16 protein-coding genes and 1 pseudogene are annotated in these 16656 nt (G+C 72.4%); 7 read left to right on the top strand and 10 right to left on the bottom strand.

The annotated features are described in order from the left end of the window. Window positions 1-204: FAD-dependent oxidoreductase (locus CR470_RS26190; protein ID WP_143663870.1), on the bottom strand; the 204-nt coding region annotated here is incomplete at its 3' end. A 102-nt stretch (window positions 205-306) separates the two neighbouring features. On the opposite strand from CR470_RS26190, the gene CR470_RS26185 reads away from it, so the two are divergent. Next, the gene (locus tag CR470_RS26185; RefSeq protein ID WP_097869994.1) at window positions 307-1026 is read left to right on the top strand and encodes a pentapeptide repeat-containing protein; all 720 of its coding nucleotides are present in this window, start codon (window positions 307-309) and stop codon (window positions 1024-1026) included. A gap of 24 nt (window positions 1027-1050) precedes the next feature. Here CR470_RS26185 and CR470_RS26180 read toward each other — a convergent pair whose 3' ends face one another. The 5 genes from CR470_RS26180 to CR470_RS26160 form a co-directional block, all read right to left on the bottom strand. After that, window positions 1051-1548, bottom strand: coding sequence for a hypothetical protein (locus tag CR470_RS26180; protein WP_030590408.1), 498 nt, complete (start codon window positions 1546-1548; stop codon window positions 1051-1053). Between the two features lie 158 nt (window positions 1549-1706). Next, complete coding sequence (locus CR470_RS26175; RefSeq protein WP_097869993.1) at window positions 1707-2765, bottom strand: methyltransferase; 1059 nt, start codon at window positions 2763-2765, stop codon at window positions 1707-1709. Between the two features lie 68 nt (window positions 2766-2833). Next, entirely contained in the window at window positions 2834-3661 is an 828-nt protein-coding gene (locus CR470_RS26170) for a helix-turn-helix domain-containing protein (protein ID WP_097869992.1), read from the bottom strand. Window positions 3662-3747: 86 nt separating this feature from the next. Further along, window positions 3748-4392, bottom strand: coding sequence for a response regulator (locus CR470_RS26165; protein WP_097869991.1), 645 nt, complete (start codon window positions 4390-4392; stop codon window positions 3748-3750). Beyond that, the gene (locus tag CR470_RS26160; protein WP_097869990.1) at window positions 4389-5882 is read right to left on the bottom strand and encodes a sensor histidine kinase; all 1494 of its coding nucleotides are present in this window, start codon (window positions 5880-5882) and stop codon (window positions 4389-4391) included. The genes CR470_RS26165 and CR470_RS26160 overlap by 4 nt, the downstream gene beginning before the upstream one ends. A gap of 259 nt (window positions 5883-6141) precedes the next feature. On the opposite strand from CR470_RS26160, the gene CR470_RS26155 reads away from it, so the two are divergent. The 3 genes from CR470_RS26155 (at window position 6142) to CR470_RS26145 (ending at window position 9445) form a co-directional block, all read left to right on the top strand. Beyond that, complete coding sequence (locus tag CR470_RS26155; RefSeq protein WP_097869989.1) at window positions 6142-6699, top strand: GlcG/HbpS family heme-binding protein; 558 nt, start codon at window positions 6142-6144, stop codon at window positions 6697-6699. Window positions 6700-6737: 38 nt separating this feature from the next. Next, window positions 6738-7952, top strand: coding sequence for a YncE family protein (locus tag CR470_RS26150; RefSeq protein WP_257138922.1), 1215 nt, complete (start codon window positions 6738-6740; stop codon window positions 7950-7952). A gap of 83 nt (window positions 7953-8035) precedes the next feature. After that, complete coding sequence (locus CR470_RS26145; protein WP_097869988.1) at window positions 8036-9445, top strand: M1 family metallopeptidase; 1410 nt, start codon at window positions 8036-8038, stop codon at window positions 9443-9445. 27 nt (window positions 9446-9472) lie between these two features. Here the strand turns inward: CR470_RS26145 and CR470_RS26140 are convergent, their stop codons facing one another. Both CR470_RS26140 and CR470_RS26135 read right to left on the bottom strand, forming a co-directional pair. Beyond that, the gene (locus CR470_RS26140; RefSeq protein WP_097869987.1) at window positions 9473-11077 is read right to left on the bottom strand and encodes a M4 family metallopeptidase; all 1605 of its coding nucleotides are present in this window, start codon (window positions 11075-11077) and stop codon (window positions 9473-9475) included. Window positions 11078-11340: 263 nt separating this feature from the next. Continuing rightward, window positions 11341-11916 (bottom strand): TerD family protein, encoded by a 576-nt coding sequence (locus tag CR470_RS26135; RefSeq protein ID WP_097869986.1) that lies wholly within the window; start codon window positions 11914-11916, stop codon window positions 11341-11343. A 204-nt stretch (window positions 11917-12120) separates the two neighbouring features. Between CR470_RS26135 and arfB the strand changes: the two genes are divergently transcribed. After that, window positions 12121-12555: an alternative ribosome rescue aminoacyl-tRNA hydrolase ArfB gene (gene arfB / locus CR470_RS26130; protein ID WP_097869985.1), complete on the top strand. Its 435-nt coding sequence runs from the start codon at window positions 12121-12123 to the stop codon at window positions 12553-12555. 45 nt (window positions 12556-12600) lie between these two features. On the opposite strand, the gene CR470_RS26125 is transcribed toward arfB, so the two are convergent. Continuing rightward, complete coding sequence (locus CR470_RS26125; protein ID WP_097869984.1) at window positions 12601-13107, bottom strand: flavin reductase family protein; 507 nt, start codon at window positions 13105-13107, stop codon at window positions 12601-12603. Window positions 13108-13527: 420 nt separating this feature from the next. On the opposite strand from CR470_RS26125, the gene cdgB reads away from it, so the two are divergent. Continuing rightward, window positions 13528-15183 (top strand): diguanylate cyclase CdgB, encoded by a 1656-nt coding sequence (gene cdgB, locus CR470_RS26120; RefSeq protein ID WP_097869983.1) that lies wholly within the window; start codon window positions 13528-13530, stop codon window positions 15181-15183. 144 nt (window positions 15184-15327) lie between these two features. Further along, window positions 15328-16332 (top strand): carbohydrate-binding protein, encoded by a 1005-nt coding sequence (locus CR470_RS26115; protein ID WP_097869982.1) that lies wholly within the window; start codon window positions 15328-15330, stop codon window positions 16330-16332. 42 nt (window positions 16333-16374) lie between these two features. Here the strand turns inward: CR470_RS26115 and CR470_RS26110 are convergent. After that, window positions 16375-16623: pseudogene (locus tag CR470_RS26110) on the bottom strand (PfkB family carbohydrate kinase); the annotation flags it as partial. Between the last annotated feature and the right edge of the window lie 33 nt (window positions 16624-16656).

Genomic DNA, 16656 nt, shown 5'->3' with positions numbered 1-16656 from the left:
AGATGTGTATAAGAGACAGCGCCGGTACAGGGCGTGCGGGCCCTCGTTGGTGCGGTACGGCCCGTCCGCGGTCCTGGCCCGGCCGCCGAGCGTCCGGTGGCCCTCGTGCAGGGTGACGCGCGCACCGGACTCGGCCGCGGTGATCGCGGCGGTGAGGCCGGCGAGGCCGGCGAGGCCGCCGCCGATGACGTGGATGTGTTCCATGGCTGGATCTCCTTCGCATCTTTGATGATGCGACGGATCGGGGGCGGCGGCTCGTGACACGGTCGCCGGGGCGTTGTCAGTGGGGTGCGTCACGATGGGGGGATGGCAGCGAGCGCGGGCAGGACGACCGGGGCGACCAGGACGACCGGGGCGAACAAGGGCAAGAAGGGTGCCGTCGCGGCGGCGCGGCGTCCGGAGGTGCGGCTGCCGCCGCTCGTTCCCTACGACGGCGAGGGCCTGGAGCCGGACGGGGACTACGACGGGGTGCGGTTCGACGGGGTGGACCTGACGGACGCGTCGGGCCGGGGGGCCCGGTTCATGGACTGCGCACTGGAGGGCTGCTCCCTGGACCGTGCGGAGCTGGCGCGGGCCCGCTTCATCGACGCGGTGCTGACGGGCGTACGGGGGGTGGGCACCGATCTCGCGGAGGCCTCGCTGCGGGACGTGGAGGTGGTGGACGCGCGCCTGGGCGGGGTGCAGCTGCACGGTGCGGTGCTGGAGCGGGTGGTGGTGCGGGGCGGCAAGATCGACTACCTGAATCTGCGCGAGGCCCGGCTGAAGGACGTCGTCTTCGAGGGCTGTGTGCTCTCCGAGCCGGACTTCGGGGGCGCGCACCTGGTGCGCGTCGAGTTCCGGGACTGTGTGCTGAAGCGGGCGGACTTCAGCGGGGTCCGGATGGAGTCGGTGGACCTGCGCGCGGTGGCCGAGCTGGACATCGCACGGGGCGTGGACCGGCTGGCGGGCGCGGTGATCAGCCCGTCGCAGCTGATGGAGCTGGCCCCGGCGTTCGCGGCGCAGATCGGGGTGCGGGTGGAGGCGTGAGGCCCCCGGGAGGCCCCGAGGGCCTCACAGACGGGGGAAGCGGGCCTGGAGGTCCCAGATCACGGGGTTGTCGGCGAGGCCCTCGTGCATGTCGGCCAGGTCGGCGATCAGGTCGTGCAGGAAGTCGCGGGCCTCGCGGCGCAGGAGGGAGTGGCTGAAGGTGAGCGGGGGCTCGTCGCCGGGCATCCAGTCCGCCTCGACGTCGACCCAGCCGAAGCGCCGCTCGAACAGCATCCGGTCCGAGGACTCGGTGAAGTCCAGCTCCGCGTACTGCTGCCGGTGCGAGCGGTTGCCGCGCGGGTCCTGGTCGATCTGCTCGACGATGTCGCACAGCGCCCACGCGAAGTCGAGCACCGGCACCCATCCCCAGGCTGTGGACACCTCACGGTCCGCCTTGGTGTCCGCGAGGTAGACGTCGCCGGAGAACAGATCGTGCCGCAGCGCGCGGACGTCCGCGCGGCGGTAGTCGGTCTGCGGGGGGTCGGGGAAGCGGCGGGAGAGGGAGTAGCCGATGTCGAGCACGGATCGATGGTGTCATGCCCGTCCGGGGCGGCCCGACACGATCGGGTGAAGCGGCGCGGGTATGCCGGACGCGTACGCCGATGGCGGGTTCGTCCCGGAGGCTCTGTCTCCGCGACCACCTCGACAACGTCCGGTGACCGGGGGCCGATCGGCTCAGGTCAGTCGGCCACGGCCTCGATGACGGCGAACGGCGCGGCCTCCGTGAGCGGGGTGACCGTCGTGAGGGCCAGGCCCGCGCGGCGGCACACCTCCGCGAAGTCCTCACGGGTGCGCTCCCGGCCGCCCACGTTCACCAGCATGTTGAGGTCGCTCAGGTAGGTGACCCCGCCGTCGGTGACGTCGGCCTGGATGTCGACCGCATCGGGAAGCACGGGCTCCACGATCAGGACGAGGCCGCCGGGCGGGAGCACCTCACGGCAGTGGCTCAGGATCGTGACGACCTGGTCGTCCGTCCAGTCGTGCAGGACGCTCTTCATCAGGTAGAGGTCCGAGCCCCCGGGGACCGAGTGGAAGAAATCTCCGGCGATCAGGGAGCACCGGTCCTCCAACCCGTGCCGCGCCATCGTGTCCGGCGTCCCGGCCAGGCCCTCCGCCGTGTCGAGGACGACACCGGTGAGGCTGGGGTGCGCGGTGAGCACACCGGCCAGGAGGGTGCCGTCGCCCCCGCCGACGTCCGTCACCGAGGTGAACCGGCCGAAGTCGAAGGCGTGCGGCAGGGCGGCGGCGGTCTCCGAGGCGGCCTGGCTCATCGCCGCGTTGAACTCCGCGGACAGCTCGGGGTGCTGGGCGAGATGGCTGAAGAAGTCCGTTCCGAACACGCCGTCGAACGCGACCTCGCCGGTGCGGACGCTGTCGTCCAGGTGCTCCCAGGCACGGACGATCGTCGGCTCGGTGAACATCCTGACGAACGAGGCGAGCGAGTCGGGGCGGCCGGGGTGCAGCAGCGCTCCCGCGGGGGTCACCGCGAACGACCCGGGGAGGGGCTCCCGCAGCAGACCGAGCCCGGTCAGGGCGCGCAGCAGCCGCTCCATGGGCTGGGGTTCGGCTCCGGCGTCGGCGGCCACCTCGATGGCCCGGCGCGGCGCGTCGCCCAACAGTTCCACCACCCTCAACCGGGCCGCCGCACGCAGGGTCTGCGCCGCCATGCTCCCGAACGCGAGCCGGACGATCAGATCGCGGCCGGCCGTCTCAGCGGCCGTGACATCGGTGTTCGTCATGGGTGTTCCCTCTCGACTGTGTGCGGTGGGATGCGCGGTGGGACGTGCGGTGGTTACGCGCGTGAAGGTCAGCCGGCGGACGTGGACCTGCCGGCCAGAGCGCGCGGCGTGCACCCGGCCAGGGCCGTGACGTCGCGGTGGAGGTGGGACTGGTCGGCGTACCCGCACGCGACGGCGACGGTGCCGGCGCTCTCGCCCGCGCAGAGGGCCCGGGCGGCGTGGTCGAAGCGGACCAGCATGGCGGCGCGTTTGGGCGTGAGGCCGATCTGGTCGGTGAACCTGGACCACAGCCGCTTGCGGCTCCATCCGAAGGACGCGGCGAGACCGGCGACCCGTACCCGGCCCCGGCGGGCCACGATGGTGTCCCAGGCGGCGGCGACCTCGGGCGACACCGATGGTGTGCCGGCCGCCCGCTTCGCGAGGAACGCGTCCGTCAGCGCCAGGCGTTCCTGCCACGACGTGGCGTCGGTCATCCGCTCGCGGAGGTAGCGGGCGTGCCGCCCCCACAGGTCTTCCAGACCGTTGACCGACCCGTCCAGTTCGCGCGGGGAGACGCCCAGCACCGCACGGGCGGCCAGGGGCGGCAGACACACCTCGACGCACTCGACGTTCTCGCCCCGGACACGGGCCCGGCCGGGCGACAACGAGGCGACGAAGCTCCTCAGGGGCCGCCGCGCCGTGGCACTCTCCACCGTGAGAGGGCTCTCCCCGAGCCCGATGACGACGACCACGACGGGCTGCGGGAGCACCTGCATGTCCAGCCCGACGGACGCGCGGTCACGGAAGCCGGCCATCCGCACACCGTCGAGCGTTGTGCCGCCGAGGAGGCGGGCGACCTCCCAGCCGTTCTCGGAATCATGGTCCCCGGGCCCGGGACCCCCGTGATCTCTGCGCATGCCCCTACCGTTGCCGACTGCGGCGTGCGTGTCTTGTACGAAAGTTCCGGCTCCGTCCGACGGATCACGCGGGCTCCGCGCCCGGCTCATGGCAGCAGGCGCTGCTCCTTCGCCACCGACACCGCGCCCGCACGGGTGTCGACGCCGAGCTTGTCGTAGATCCGGCCCAGGTGGGTCTTTACCGTGGCCTCGCTGATGAACAGGGCGCGGGCGATGTCGCGGTTGCCGAGGCCCTGGGAGAGCTGGGCCAGGATGTCGCGTTCGCGGTCGGTGAGGGTGGGGCGGGGGCTGCGCATCCGGGCCATGACCCGGCTGGCGACGGGTGCCGAGAGCGTGGTGCGGCCCTGGGCGGCGGACCGGATCGCGGCGAACAGTTCCTCGGGGCGCTCCGCCTTCAGCAGATAGCCGGTCGCCCCCGCCTCGATGGCCCGGGTGATGTCGGCGTCGGTGTCGTACGTGGTCAGCACCAGGACGTGGGCCGTGCCGCCGGCCGCGATGCGGCGGGTCGCCTCGACGCCGTCGATGCCCTCGCCGAGCTGGAGGTCCATGAGGACGACGTCCGGGGTGAGCCGGGCGGCGAGCACCACGGCCTCCTCGCCGCTGCCGGCCTCGCCGACGACCTCGATGTCCGGTTCGCTGCCGAGGAGGGCGAGCAGCCCGGCGCGGACGACCACGTGGTCGTCGCAGAGGAGGATCCGTACGGGGGGTGTCTGCGGGCCTCGGCCGGTCATGCGGGGTCCTCCGGAACGGTGAGGGGGGCGGGCGCCAGCGGGATCGCGGCCGAGAGCACGGTGCCCTCGCCCGGGGCCGACTCGATGGTGAGCGTTCCGCCGAGCTGGTGCACGCGGGCACGGATGGCGGGGAGCCCGTGGCCGCGCACGGTGTCGGGGCTGCGGACGGTCGCGTGCTCCACGGTGAAGCCGCGGCCGTTGTCGCCGACGTCGAGGACCACCCGGTCGTCGAGGTGGGTCAGGGTCAGCCCGGCGGCGGTGGCCCCGGAGTGCTCCCGCACATTGGCCAGGGCCCCCTGGGCGATGCGCAGCAGGGCGGACCGGACCCGGTCCGGCAGCGGGGCGTGCGGGGCGCCTTCCGCATGGCAGTGGACGGTGAGCGCGCCCTCCGCCTGGGCGCTCTCCCGGGCCGCCAGCGCGTGCAGGGCCGCCTCCAGGCTGCCGCCCTCCGCCAGGTCGGCCGGGGCCAGGTCGTGGACGAAGCGGCGGGCCTCGGCGAGGTTGCGTTCCGCGATGCCGGCGGCCGTACGGACATGGCGGCGGGCCGCGTCCGGATCGGCCGTCCAGGTGCGGTCGGCCGCCTGGAGCAGCATCTGCTGACTGGACAGGCCCTGCGCCAGGGTGTCGTGGATCTCCATGGAGAGGCGCTGACGCTCGGCGAGGGTCCCCTCGCGCCGCTCGGTGGCGGCCAGTTCGCGCCGGGTGCGCAGCAGGTCGTCGATCAGCTCGCGCTGGCGTCCGGCCAACTCCCGCTGGCGTACCGCCTGGCGCCGCATATGGACGAAGACGGCGGTCGCCACGGCGGCGACGGCGGGCGGGGCGAGGACCAGGTTCGGGTCGAACCCCTCGGCCAGGCGCAGTTGCGCGGCCACGACGAACGCGGTGAGCAGGGCGACCAGGGCGAGGGCCGCGCGCGGCGGCAGGATGCGCAGGCCGGTGTAGAACAACGGCACCGCGCACCACGCGAAGCTCGGCGCGAGGACCACCAGCACCATCCAGACGAGGACGAGCACCCCGAGCCAGGTGAGCCGGCGCGGGGTGGGGCGCGAGCCCAGGACGGGCCCCAGGAGGTACAGCACCGCCAGGGTGATCGACAGGGCGATGATCCACGGGGTGCGGGCCTCCCCGGGGTGCCGTATCAGGAACCGGGTCAGCGAGGCGCCGAGCAGCAGGAAGAACGCGGCGTGCATGAGGAGCGCGAGCCAGCGGGCGTCGGGGTCGGCGCCGGGGCCCGGGCCGAGGTCCGGACCGCCGTCGCCCGGACCCGAGCCGGGACCTGAGCTGGAACCCGAGGCGAGATGCGAGCCGGAACCCGAGCCGGAACCCGAGCCCGGGCCCGAGCCGGAACCCGAGCCCGGGCCCGAGCCGGAACCCGAGCCCGGGCCCGAGCCCGGGCCCGAGCCGGGGTCAGCACCCCGCCCCGGGCCGGGGGCGGCGTCGTCGGCGGGTCCGCCCCTCTCCGGGGCCCGCGGATCGCTCCGGTGGTCCACCTCGTACCTCGTGTTCCGTCTCGCCCGGCCCTGCTGACCTGCGCGGATCTTCCATGGTGACCCGATCCGGCCTCCCCTGCATCAACCGATCGGCTGATGGGGGCGTCGGCCGACCCGCGCGCCGCTTCCAGCCGGTACGCCGACCGTACGGGGCCGGATCCGCCGGGAGGATCGATACCGGAGCGAAACGCCCGGACCTCTTCCGGGCCGCCCCGCACACCGAACCACCGGGCCGCCCCCGGATCACCAAGGAGCCACCATGAAGAAGCTGTCGCCGCGCACCCGTGTCGTCACCGGCGCCGTCGTCGTCGCCGCCCTCGGGGCCGGCACGTTCGGCGCGATGTCCGCGAGCGCCTCCTCCCCGGCCGCCGCCCCCGCCGCCGCGGTCAAGGCCGACACGAGCAACCGGAACCTCCAGCAGACCACCCACCTCACCGTGGCCGCCGCCACCAAGGCCGCGCAGGCCACGCTGGACGCGGCGAAGAAGGAGAACCAGCGGGTCTCCGTCGCGGTCGTCGACCGCAACGGCAACACCATCGTCTCCCTGCGCGGCGACGGCGCGGGCCCGCAGTCCCCCGAGTCCGCGGTGAAGAAGGCGTACACCGCCGTCTCCTGGAACGCCCCCACCTCCGAGCTGGTCAAGCGCCTGGAGCAGGCTCCGAACCTGAAGGACATCCCTGGCACCCTGTTCCTCGGGGGCGGTGCTCCGGTGCAGGTCAAGGGCGCCCCGGTGGCGGGCATCGGCGTGGCCGGCGCCCCCAGCGGTGACCTGGACGAGAAGTTCGCCCGGGCGGGCGTCGCGGCCCTCGCCCGGTAGTCACCATCCGCACGGGCACAGCAGGGAACGGAGTACCGATGAACGCCTTCGATCACGACCGGGCCGGCCGCCCTGCCGCGGGACGCCGCGTGACCGGGGAACGCGGCCCCCGCGCCCGTCGCCTCGCCCTCGGGCTCGTCGCCGCCGCCCTGCTCGCCGGGTGCTCGGCCGGCCCGACGGAGGCGGCCCCGGGCGCCTCCGCCGCGGCCGGCACCGTGGCGACCCCCGACCCCTCCCGCGCCCCCGCCGGCCGCACCCCCGACGGCACCCTCCTCGTCGCCGACTTCGGCAGCGACACCGTGACCTTCGTCGACCCCGGCCGGGACGGGTCCGGGAAGGGCGGGGCCCCCATCGCCTCGGTGAAGGTCGGCACCGCGCCCTACGGCCTCGTCGTCGGCGAGGACGGGCGGGCCTGGGTCGCCACCGCCGAGGGCGTCGCGGTCGTCGACACCCGGGAGCGGACCCGGCTCGCGCTCGTCCCCTACGAGACGGAGTCCGGCCCGGTCACCACCGGCGAGTACCGGGGCGGCGGCATGGGCATCGCCCTGGCCCCGGACGGGAAGCACGTCTACGTCGGGGTCAACGTGCCCGGCGGCGACGGCGCGGTCGAGGTCATCGACACCGCGACCCGCGAGGTCACCGGCACCGCGCCCGTCGGCGTGCGCCCCTTCGACGTGGACGTGTCCCCGGACGGCCGCGAGGTGTACGCCACCGGTCACGACTCCTTCGACGTGACGGCGGTGGACGCCGACTCGCTGGAGACCCGGCGCATGGAAGTCGCCCCGTACGGCACGGAGGGCGGGCTCGGCTCCTGGCTGAAGCCGCACTACGCCGTCGTGCGCCCCGAGGACGGCACGCTGCTGCTGCCGTTCGAGGGGGAGCGGCTCGCGGTCCTCGACCCGCGCACCGGAGAGGTGACCATCGAACCGATGACCGCGAACACCCACCAGCACGGCGCGGCCCTCGCCCCCGACGGCACCCTCCTCGTGGTGGGCACCGGCCCGATCGGACCGGACGACGAGGACCCCTCGCTCACCGTCCGGTCCCCCGACGGCGAGGAGCGGGTCGTCCCGCTGGACGGCCCGCACGAGGACGTGGCGGTGTCGAAGGACGGCCGTACGGCGTACGTCACCGGCGGCTTCACCCGCGACGGGTACAGGAACGGCATCACGGTCGTCGACCTGGACGACGAGAAGAGTGAGCCGGTCCTCCTGGAGGCAGGCAACCGGCCGCTCGGAATCGCCATCCTCTGAGCTGGAGCCGCCCGCTCTTCCCCCGAGGTGGGCGGCTCCTTCGCCCCCCGGGAGACGTCGCCCCGGGACCTAGGATCGGCCGAGTGAATCACCGAAACCCGGCCCGGCGGCGCACCGCACGGCTCTCGCCGGCCCTCGCCCTGGCTCTCCTCTGCGCGGGCTGCACGGGCGGCGTCGAGGGAACTCCGGGCGCGGCCGGACTGCGCGACCCGTACTTCCCGGGGCTCGGCAACGGCGGCTACGACGTCACCCACTACGGCCTGGAGCTCGACGTCGACCCGGCCGGGGACCAGCTGCGCGGCACCGCGACGATCACCGCCCGCGCCACCCAGGACCTGAGCGCCTTCCACCTCGACCTCGCGGGGCTCGACGTGGACGGCGCCACCGTCGAGGGCCGCCCGGCGGCCGTGAACCGGGCGGGCAAGGAGCTGACGCTGCGTCCGGCGGCCGATGCCGAGGACCGGCTGCGCAAGGGGCGTACGTTCACCGCCGTCGTGCGCTACTCCGGCTCCCCGGAGACGATCACCGACCCGGACGGGTCGAAGGAGGGCTGGCTGCGGACGGCGGACGGCGCGGTCGCCCTCGGCGAACCGGCCGGGTCCATGGCCTGGTTCCCCGGCAACCACCACCCGAGCGACAAGGCGGCGTACGACATCGGGATCACCGTCCCCGAAGGGCTCGCGGGGATCTCCAACGGCGAGCTGGTGTCCCGGCGTACGACGAACGGGCGCACCGACTACCGCTGGCGGACCGCCGAACCGATGGCGAGCTATCTGGCGACCGTCGCCGTGGGGCGGTTCGTCACCGAGGAGTCGGTGACCCCCGACGGCATCCGGCTGTTCACCGCCGTGGACCCGGAGTCGGCGGCGGCGAGCGAGGACGTGCTGGCGCGGATCCCGGCCGTGCTGAAGTGGTCGGCAGGAAAGTTCGGCCCGTATCCCTTCTCCTCCGCCGGGGCGATCGTTGAGCGGACGGGCGACTCGGCCTATGCCCTGGAGACCCAGAACCGGCCCGTCTACCCCGGCCCGCCGGACACGGCGCTCCTCGTCCACGAGCTGGCCCACCAGTGGTTCGGGAACTCCGTCACCCCCGTGACCTGGCGGGACATGTGGCTGAACGAGGGCTTCGCGACCTACGCGGAGTGGCTGTGGGCCGCCGACCACGAGGACGTACCGGTCCAGGAGAGCTTCGAGGCGGCGTACGAGGACGACGCGAACTGGGCGTTCCCGCCGGCGGATCCGCCGACCGCCGCCGAGCTGTCCGGGCCGCCGGTCTACGGGCGCGGGGCGATGGCCGTGCACCGCGTCCGGCTCGCCATGGACGACGACCGGGCGTTCTTCGCCCTGGTCCGGGGGTGGACGAAGGCTCACCGGCACGCCAACGCCTCGACCGAGGACTTCACCGCGTACGTCGAGGAGGAGACGGGGCGGGACCTGACGGAGCTGTGGGACGCCTGGCTGTACGGCAGGAGCCGGCCGCCCCTGGAGGGCTGACCGGCTTCTACTCGCTGACGTGACGCGTTACTTGACGTTGACCCCGGTCCAGGTGGCCGAGACCGCCTTCAGCTCCTCGCTGTCCGCGCCGAACAGGTCGGTCGCCGCCTTCTCGGTCGCGACGCGCGCGCCCGCGTAGTCGGTGGTGGAGGTCATGTAGACGGAGAGGGCCTTGTACCAGATCTGGTACGCCTTCTCCCGGCCGATGCCCGTCAGCGTCGAGCCGTCGGAGGTCGCGGAGTCGTAGTCGACGCCGTTGATCGTCTTCTTTCCGCTGCCCTCGGCGAGCAGGTAGAAGAAGTGGTTGGCGACGCCGGAGGAGTAGTGGACGTCGATGTCGCCGAGGTTCTCGTCCCAGAAGTCGGCCGAGCTGCCGTCCTTGCTGGGCTTGTCCATGTAGCGCAGTGGGGTGCCGTCGCCGTTGATGTCGATCTTCTCGCCGATGAGGTAGTCCCCGGCGTCCGATGCGTTGTCGGCGAAGAACTCCACCGAGGCGCCGAGGATGTCGCTGGTCGCCTCGTTGAGGCCGCCGGACTCGCCCGCGTAGTCCAGGTTGGCGGTGGCGGAGGTGAGGCCGTGGGTCATTTCGTGGGCCGCGACGTCGATGGAGGTGAGAGCGTTCTTGTTGCCCTCGCCGTCGCCGTACGTCATGCAGAAGCAGCTGTCGTCCCAGAAGGCGTTGACGTAGTTCTCGCCGTAGTGGACCCGGGAGTAGGCGGCTTTGCCGTCGCCCGCGATGCCGTCGCGGCCGAGCGCGGTCCTGTAGAAGTCCCAGGTCTTCGCCGCGCCGTAGTGGGCGTCGACGGCGGCGGTCTGCCGGTCCGCGCCGGTGCCGTCGCCCCAGGCGTCGTCGTCGTCCGTGACGAGTTCGCCGGTGCCGGAGGAGCCCTGGTTCAGGTCGTACGTCTGGTGGCCGCCGCGCTCGCCGTCGGCCAGCTCGAAGCCCGCGTCGGTCTTCGTGGTGGTCAGCTCGACCTCGCCGCTGTACTGGCTGTTGCCGGTGCCGGTCTCGATCGCCTCGTAGCTGTGCAGCTTCTCGCCGGTCGTGGCGTCGGTGATGGTGTGGACGCGACTGGGCGTGCCGTCCTTCTGGACGCCCTTCTTGACGGTCTCCCAGGCGAGGACGGGGCTCTCGCCGCCCGCGTAGATCACTTTGCGGGCGCTCGCCGCGGCCTTCAGCTTCGGCGTCGTCGACGCCACGGCTATCTTCGCCTTCGTCGCCTTGTCCACGCTCTTCAGCGTGCCGTCGGCGGCGGTGTGGGTGACCAGGTCGCCGCCGAGGACGGGCAGACCGTCGTAGGTGCGCTCGTAGCGGGTGTGGACCGTGCCCTTGGCGTCCTTGACGACGTCGCGGGCGATCAGCCTCTCCTGGCCGCCGAGCTTCAGGGCCTTCGCCGTCGAGGAGGCGTCCGCCTGCGCCGACGTGATGGCCGTGGCGCGCTGCGCCGAGGAGTTCACGCCGAGTGCGGCGGCCGTGGAGGGCGCCGCCGCGGCGGAGGGGGCGTCGTCGCCGCCGGGCGAGGCGACGGCGGATCCGGCCTGGACACCGGCGACGACCATGGCGGCGACCGCCGCGAGTGCTGCGAGCCGACGGGTGGCGCGGGAGTTGTGGGGGGTGGTGTGGAGGTTCATGAGTGTTCTCCGTTGGTCGTCCTGTGGGGGGACTACGAGCGGAGAGCGTGCCACCTCATGAGCAAAGTTGACGGTGTGCCGACAATTGCCTCACAAGATTTTGACCAGTTCTTGTACGAATGGGGAGCCGTGCTGTCCGGTATTCGGTGAAGTGGTGGATTTTCCGCTGTACGGGGCAGGCGGCGTGACGGACTCTCACACGCGCCGGAGCCCCCGGCCGCGAAGGCGGCCGGGGGCTCCGGTGAAGCGGTGGTGCGCTCGGGTCAGAGGTTGACGCCGAAGTCCTGGGCGATGCCGCGCAGGCCGGAGGCGTACCCCTGGCCGACCGCGCGGAACTTCCACTCGGCGCCGTTGCGGTAGAGCTCGCCGAAGACCATGGCGGTCTCGGTGGCGGCGTCCTCGCTCAGGTCGTAGCGGGCGATCTCGGCGCCGCCGGCCTGGTTGAGGATGCGGATGTACGCGTTGCGAACCTGGCCGAAGTTCTGGCTGCGGTTCTCGGCGTCGTAGATGGAGACCGGGAAGACGATCTTGTCCACGTCGGCCGGCAGACCCGCCAGGTTGACGTTGATCTGCTCGTCGTCGCCCTCGCCCTCACCCGTGACGTTGTCACCGGTGTGCACGATGGTCTGGTCCGGCGTCGACTTGTTGTTGAAGAAGACGAAGTGGCCGTCCGAGACGACCTTCCCCGCCGGGTTGACCGCGATCGCCGAGGCGTCGAGGTCGAAGTCGGTGCCGGTGGTGGTGCGGACGTCCCAGCCGAGGCCGACCGTGACGGCGGTAAGGCCCGGTGCCTCCTTGGTGAGCGAGACGTTGCCGCCCTTGGACAGGCTTACTGCCATGGGAAGTCCCTTTCCTCGTCGTGTGCGGGCTTCGTGCCATCACGAAAGCTACCGTCACCCGTCATAACGCAAGCAGCAGACCACGAGGTTCCTGGTCGCTTTACTTTCTTTGCCGAACTTCGTCCCGAAGTGGACCCGGTCAGGGGCCCCCGTGCGGACCGTGTGCGCAAAAGAAGGTGACGAACGGGGCGCGGGGAAGGGACCATGGGTGTCATGTCCGGGCCCTATGTCATCCGCGGCTCGGTCTCCCTCCCGGAGGCCGAGCTCATGTGGCGTTTCTCGCGGTCCTCCGGGCCCGGCGGCCAGCACGTCAACACCAGCGACTCCCAGGTGGAGCTGCGCTTCGACCTGGCGGCGACCGACGCGCTCCCCGAGGTGTGGAAGGCGCGGGCGCTGGAGCGGCTGGCGAGCAGGCTGGTGGGCGGGGTGGTCTCCGTACGGGCCTCCGAGCACCGCTCCCAGTGGCGCAACCGTGAGACGGCCGCCGTGCGGCTCGCCGCGCTCCTGGCCGAGGCCACGGCGCCGCCGCCCAAGCCCCGGATCAAGCGGAAGATCCCGCGCGGCATCAACGAGCGCAGGCTGCGCGAGAAGAAGCAGCGCGGCGACACCAAGCGCGGGCGCTCGGGCCGCGACTGGTGACACCGACGTGACGTCGACCGACGTGACGTCGAAGGCCGTGCGCCGTCAGCCCAAGTGGCGGTAGCGCCCCTTGAAGTACGCCAGCGGGTCGCCCTCCGGGCTCGGCAGCTCCGCCGTGAGCACCCGCCCGATCACCAGGGTGTGGTCCCCGGCCACCACGCGCTGCTCGGTGCGGCACTCCAACGTCGCCAGCGCTCCGCCGATCAGCGGCGCGCGCGTCACCTCGCCCCGTACGTACGGGACGTCCGCGAACAGCAGCCGGTCACTGATCCGGCCCTTCATGGCGAACCGCCCCGCGATGTGCCGCTGGCTCGCGGCCAGGACGGAGACCGCCCACAGCGGCTGCTCGTCCAGCAGGTCGTCCATCCGGGAGCCGTTGCGCAGGCTCACCGTCACCAGGGGCGGTTCCAGGGACACGGACATGAAGGCGGTCGCCGTCATGCCCACGTCCTCGCCCCGGCCGTCCTCGTCGAGGGGCGGCTCCTGGGCGGTGACCAGCACCACCCCGGCGGCCAGCCGCGCGAGTGCGGCACGGAACTCGTCGTTGCTCACTCCCTCAGCATGGGGGATGGGCTCGGGGCGCGGGGTGGGAGGCTTCGTCTGGAGCACACGAAGACGCTAACCGCGGGGGCCGGGCGGTCGCATCGGGCCAGGGGACCAAGCCGGTCCTAGGACTCCGGAAGGACCGCGTACGCGGGCGCACGGGTGGCGTGACGAGCGGGGCACGGGCGGTGCGACGAGCGGGCGCACACAACAGGAACCGGCCCTTCCCGGCACGCACCGAACGAGAGCCGTCGCCCTGAGTCACCGACACCACTCGGTCATCTGTTGTGACTTGAGTCACAGAGTCCATTTTCTGCTGACCCTGTGTACCGGGTGCACAGCTCACTGTGATTCAGTGGCCGTGACACTGCAACAAGTACGTCGATATGAAACCTGGAGTTGCTGTCGAGGTCTCGGGGAGTGCGAGCGATGGAGGCCGAGTCGGAACCGTACGTCCGCCTTGCGACCATGCGGCAGCTGCATCAGGCCGTCGCTGATCTCAATACGGCGCGGAGTCTGGCGGACACGCTGCAGACCGTGGCCGACGGGATCGTCGCGGGCCTCGGCTACGAGCTGGGCTGCGTGAACCTGGTCCGGCCGGACGGCGACCTCGTCATCGCCGCCTTCGCGGGCAACGCCGCGGCCGAAGCCCTCATCACCGGGCGCGTCGGCTCCCGCTCCTCCTGGGAACGCCGGCTCTCCATGGGTGAGGCCTGGGACGACCTCCGGTTCATTCCGCACACCGAGGGCTGGGTCCTCCTCGACGACGACGTGCCCCAGTGGCACACCGAGGGGCCCGAACCCCGGTTCGAGGACGAGTGGCACCCGCTGGACCGGCTCTACGCCCCGATGTACGCCTCCGGGAGCGGGCGGGACCTCCTCGGCGTCATATCCGTCGACCGGCCGCGCAACGGGCGCCGCCCCGGAGCGTGGGGGCGTGAGGCGCTCCAGATGTACGCCTCCCAGGCCGCCATCGCGATCAGCAACGCCCGGCTGCGGGCCAATATGCAGCGCGCCCTGGTCCGCCTGGAGCGGGAGCAGCAGGCGCTGCGGGCCAGCGAGGAGTCCTTCCGGCAGGCCTTCGAGTACGCGCCCAGCGGCATGGCCATCGCCGAGATGGGCGGCGACCAGCACGGCCGGCTGCTGCGCACCAACGACGCCCTGTGCCGGCTGCTCGGCCGCCCCGCCTCGGTGCTCCGCCGCTACTCCTTCGCCGACCTGGTCCACCCCGAGGACATCGGCACCCTGCTGCGGACCTCCGCCGAGGGCGGCCGGGCCGAGCTGCGCCTGAGCCGCCGGGACAGCACCTATCTGTGGGTCTCGCTGCGCAACTCGGTCGTCGCCGACACCGCCGACGGGCCGCGCTTCCTGCTCACCCATGTCGAGGACATAGAGGAGCGCAAGCGGCACGAGCTGAACCTCGCCCACCGCGCCTCGCACGACGCGCTGACCGGGCTGCCCAACAGCGCCGAGCTGAAGTCACGGCTCAGCGCCCGGATCTGCGAGCGGCCGCACTCCCCGGCCACGACCGCGATCGAGGCGCTGGACGCGGCGTACGGGGATGTCGAGTCGTCCCTGACCCACGGCTACCAGGCCGACGGGTACGAGGGCGAGGCGATTCCCGGCGGCGGGCCCTTCGACCACCATGTGCACACGGTGGCCCCGGACCCGGAGCACGACGACGGGACGAAGGGGCTCGCGGTCCTCTTCTGCGACCTCGACGGCTTCAAGTCCATCAACGACCGCTTCGGGCACCACACCGGCGACGCCGTGCTCATCGAGGTCGCCCGGCGGCTGAGCACGTGCGTACGGGACGGTGACACCGTCGCCCGGCTCGGGGGTGACGAATTCGTCGTTCTCGCCGACGGCCTCGGGGCGGCGGACGCCGCTGACCTGGCCGTTCGTCTGAGAAATGCCATCATTCCGCCCATAAGGGTCGACGGTCGCGCGGTCCGGGTCGGGGCGAGTTTCGGCATCGGCTGGGCCGAGTGCGGAATGACCGTCGAAGAGGTCCTGCGCTCCGCCGACCAGCGGATGTACGTGGAAAAGCGGTCCCGGTCGAAGGTTCACCGCAGGGCCGGATGACGTTCACGACCCGTTTCTCCCCCTACCCCGTACCCGTTCCCCGACGGCCGTCCGGGCCGCTCAGCACAATTCGGGGCCTGCTCCGTTCGAGGTAGGCTCGGCCGGTCGGCGACGGCTGGCGACATGGTGAGGAGTGACCCAGGGATGACGGCCGGAAACAACGGCGCGAGCAAGCCCGAGGACGACGATCCGTTCGGCTATCTGTACGCGGACGGACAGGCGGCAGGCGCCCAGCCGCCCGGCCAGGGCGGCTACGGCTACCCGGGGCCGGCCGCGCAGCCGGGCGTGCCCCGAACGTCCTACAACCAGGTGCGGACCGTCGGCGAGCGCCAGTACGGCCAGCATCAGGCGCCGCAGCAGCAGGGCGGGTACGGCTACCCGCCCCAGCAGAACTACGGCCAGCAGCCCCCGCAGCAGTACAACCGGGCGAACCCGCAGTACGCGGCCCCCGAGACCTACCCCGGCGGGGCGGGCGGGCAGCCTCCGGCGCAGGGCGGCCATGGCGGCGGTCCGGGCCGGAGCGGCCCGAACACCAAGGCGCTCCTGATCGCGGCGGTCGCCGTGGTCGCGGTCGTCGTCATCGGCATCGGCGCCGCGCTGCTCACGGGCGACGACGGCGACAAGGACGACAAGAAGGACGAGGCGTCCTCCTCGCAGGGCCCCGCCGGCGAGGTCGAGGAGTCGAAGAAGCCGGAGAAGAAGCCCAAGGAGTCCCCGAAGCCGGTCGAGCTGCCGAAGCAGGACGCGGCGACGCTGACGCTGGGCGGCACGGCGGCCCTGGACTCCACGGTCAAGGGCGCCAAGGGCGCGAACGGCAACTACATCAACCTGAACGAGGTCGGCCGGTCGGCCACCTGGACGGTCGAGGTTCCCGAGGCCGGCGCGTACACCCTGTACGTGACCTACGGCGTGCCCGGCAAGGACGCGAAGACGACCCTGACGGTCAACGAGCAGGAGCCCCGCTCCATCAACATGAAGAACTTCGCGCAGGCCCCCGAGGGCGACCTGGAGAAGGGCTGGACGAACACCTACGCGTACGTCCAGCTCGACAAGGGCTCCAACACCCTCAAGCTGTCGTGCGAGACGGGCGACGAGTGCGACGCCAATCTCGACCAGCTGGAGCTGAAGTCCGGCCACATCAAGAGCTAGCCACGCGTGTGAGTTCCGACGCCCTGACCGCCCCCGAGGTGGTCAGGGCGTCGGCGTGTGCGGCTCCACGGTGACGCGTGGCAGTAGCTCCGCGTAGGCCGCCGCGTCGAACTCGCCGGCCGTCGGGGCCAGCACGGTCGCCGTCGACAGGGCCACCGCCCGGGCGAGGCGCTCCGGCCAGTCGAGGCCCTCGGCCAGGGCGGACAGCAGCCCGGCCACCGCGGAGTCGCCCGCGCCGGTCGGGTTGCCGCGCACGGGGGCGGGCGGGGCGGCCCGCCAGACGCCGTCCGGGGCTGTCTCTTATACACATCTCTGATGGCGCGA

The organism is Streptomyces sp. rh34, assembly GCF_002551245.1.
In the GTDB taxonomy this organism is placed as follows: Bacteria; Actinomycetota; Actinomycetes; order Streptomycetales; family Streptomycetaceae; genus Streptomyces.
This window is presented reverse-complemented; position numbering and strand designations above follow the sequence as displayed.

Coding starts and splice junctions, on each gene's coding strand:
- CR470_RS26175 (WP_097869993.1), bottom strand. CDS start 2,765: ATGACGAACACCGATGTCACGGCCGCTGAGACGGCCGGCCGCGATCTG.
- CR470_RS26170 (WP_097869992.1), bottom strand. CDS start 3,661: ATGCGCAGAGATCACGGGGGTCCCGGGCCCGGGGACCATGATTCCGAG.
- CR470_RS26150 (WP_257138922.1), top strand. CDS start 6,738: ATGAACGCCTTCGATCACGACCGGGCCGGCCGCCCTGCCGCGGGACGC.
- CR470_RS26155 (WP_097869989.1), top strand. CDS start 6,142: ATGAAGAAGCTGTCGCCGCGCACCCGTGTCGTCACCGGCGCCGTCGTC.
- CR470_RS26165 (WP_097869991.1), bottom strand. CDS start 4,392: ATGACCGGCCGAGGCCCGCAGACACCCCCCGTACGGATCCTCCTCTGC.
- CR470_RS26185 (WP_097869994.1), top strand. CDS start 307: ATGGCAGCGAGCGCGGGCAGGACGACCGGGGCGACCAGGACGACCGGG.
- arfB (WP_097869985.1), top strand. CDS start 12,121: ATGGGTGTCATGTCCGGGCCCTATGTCATCCGCGGCTCGGTCTCCCTC.
- cdgB (WP_097869983.1), top strand. CDS start 13,528: ATGGAGGCCGAGTCGGAACCGTACGTCCGCCTTGCGACCATGCGGCAG.
- CR470_RS26140 (WP_097869987.1), bottom strand. CDS start 11,077: ATGAACCTCCACACCACCCCCCACAACTCCCGCGCCACCCGTCGGCTC.
- CR470_RS26135 (WP_097869986.1), bottom strand. CDS start 11,916: ATGGCAGTAAGCCTGTCCAAGGGCGGCAACGTCTCGCTCACCAAGGAG.
- CR470_RS26115 (WP_097869982.1), top strand. CDS start 15,328: ATGACGGCCGGAAACAACGGCGCGAGCAAGCCCGAGGACGACGATCCG.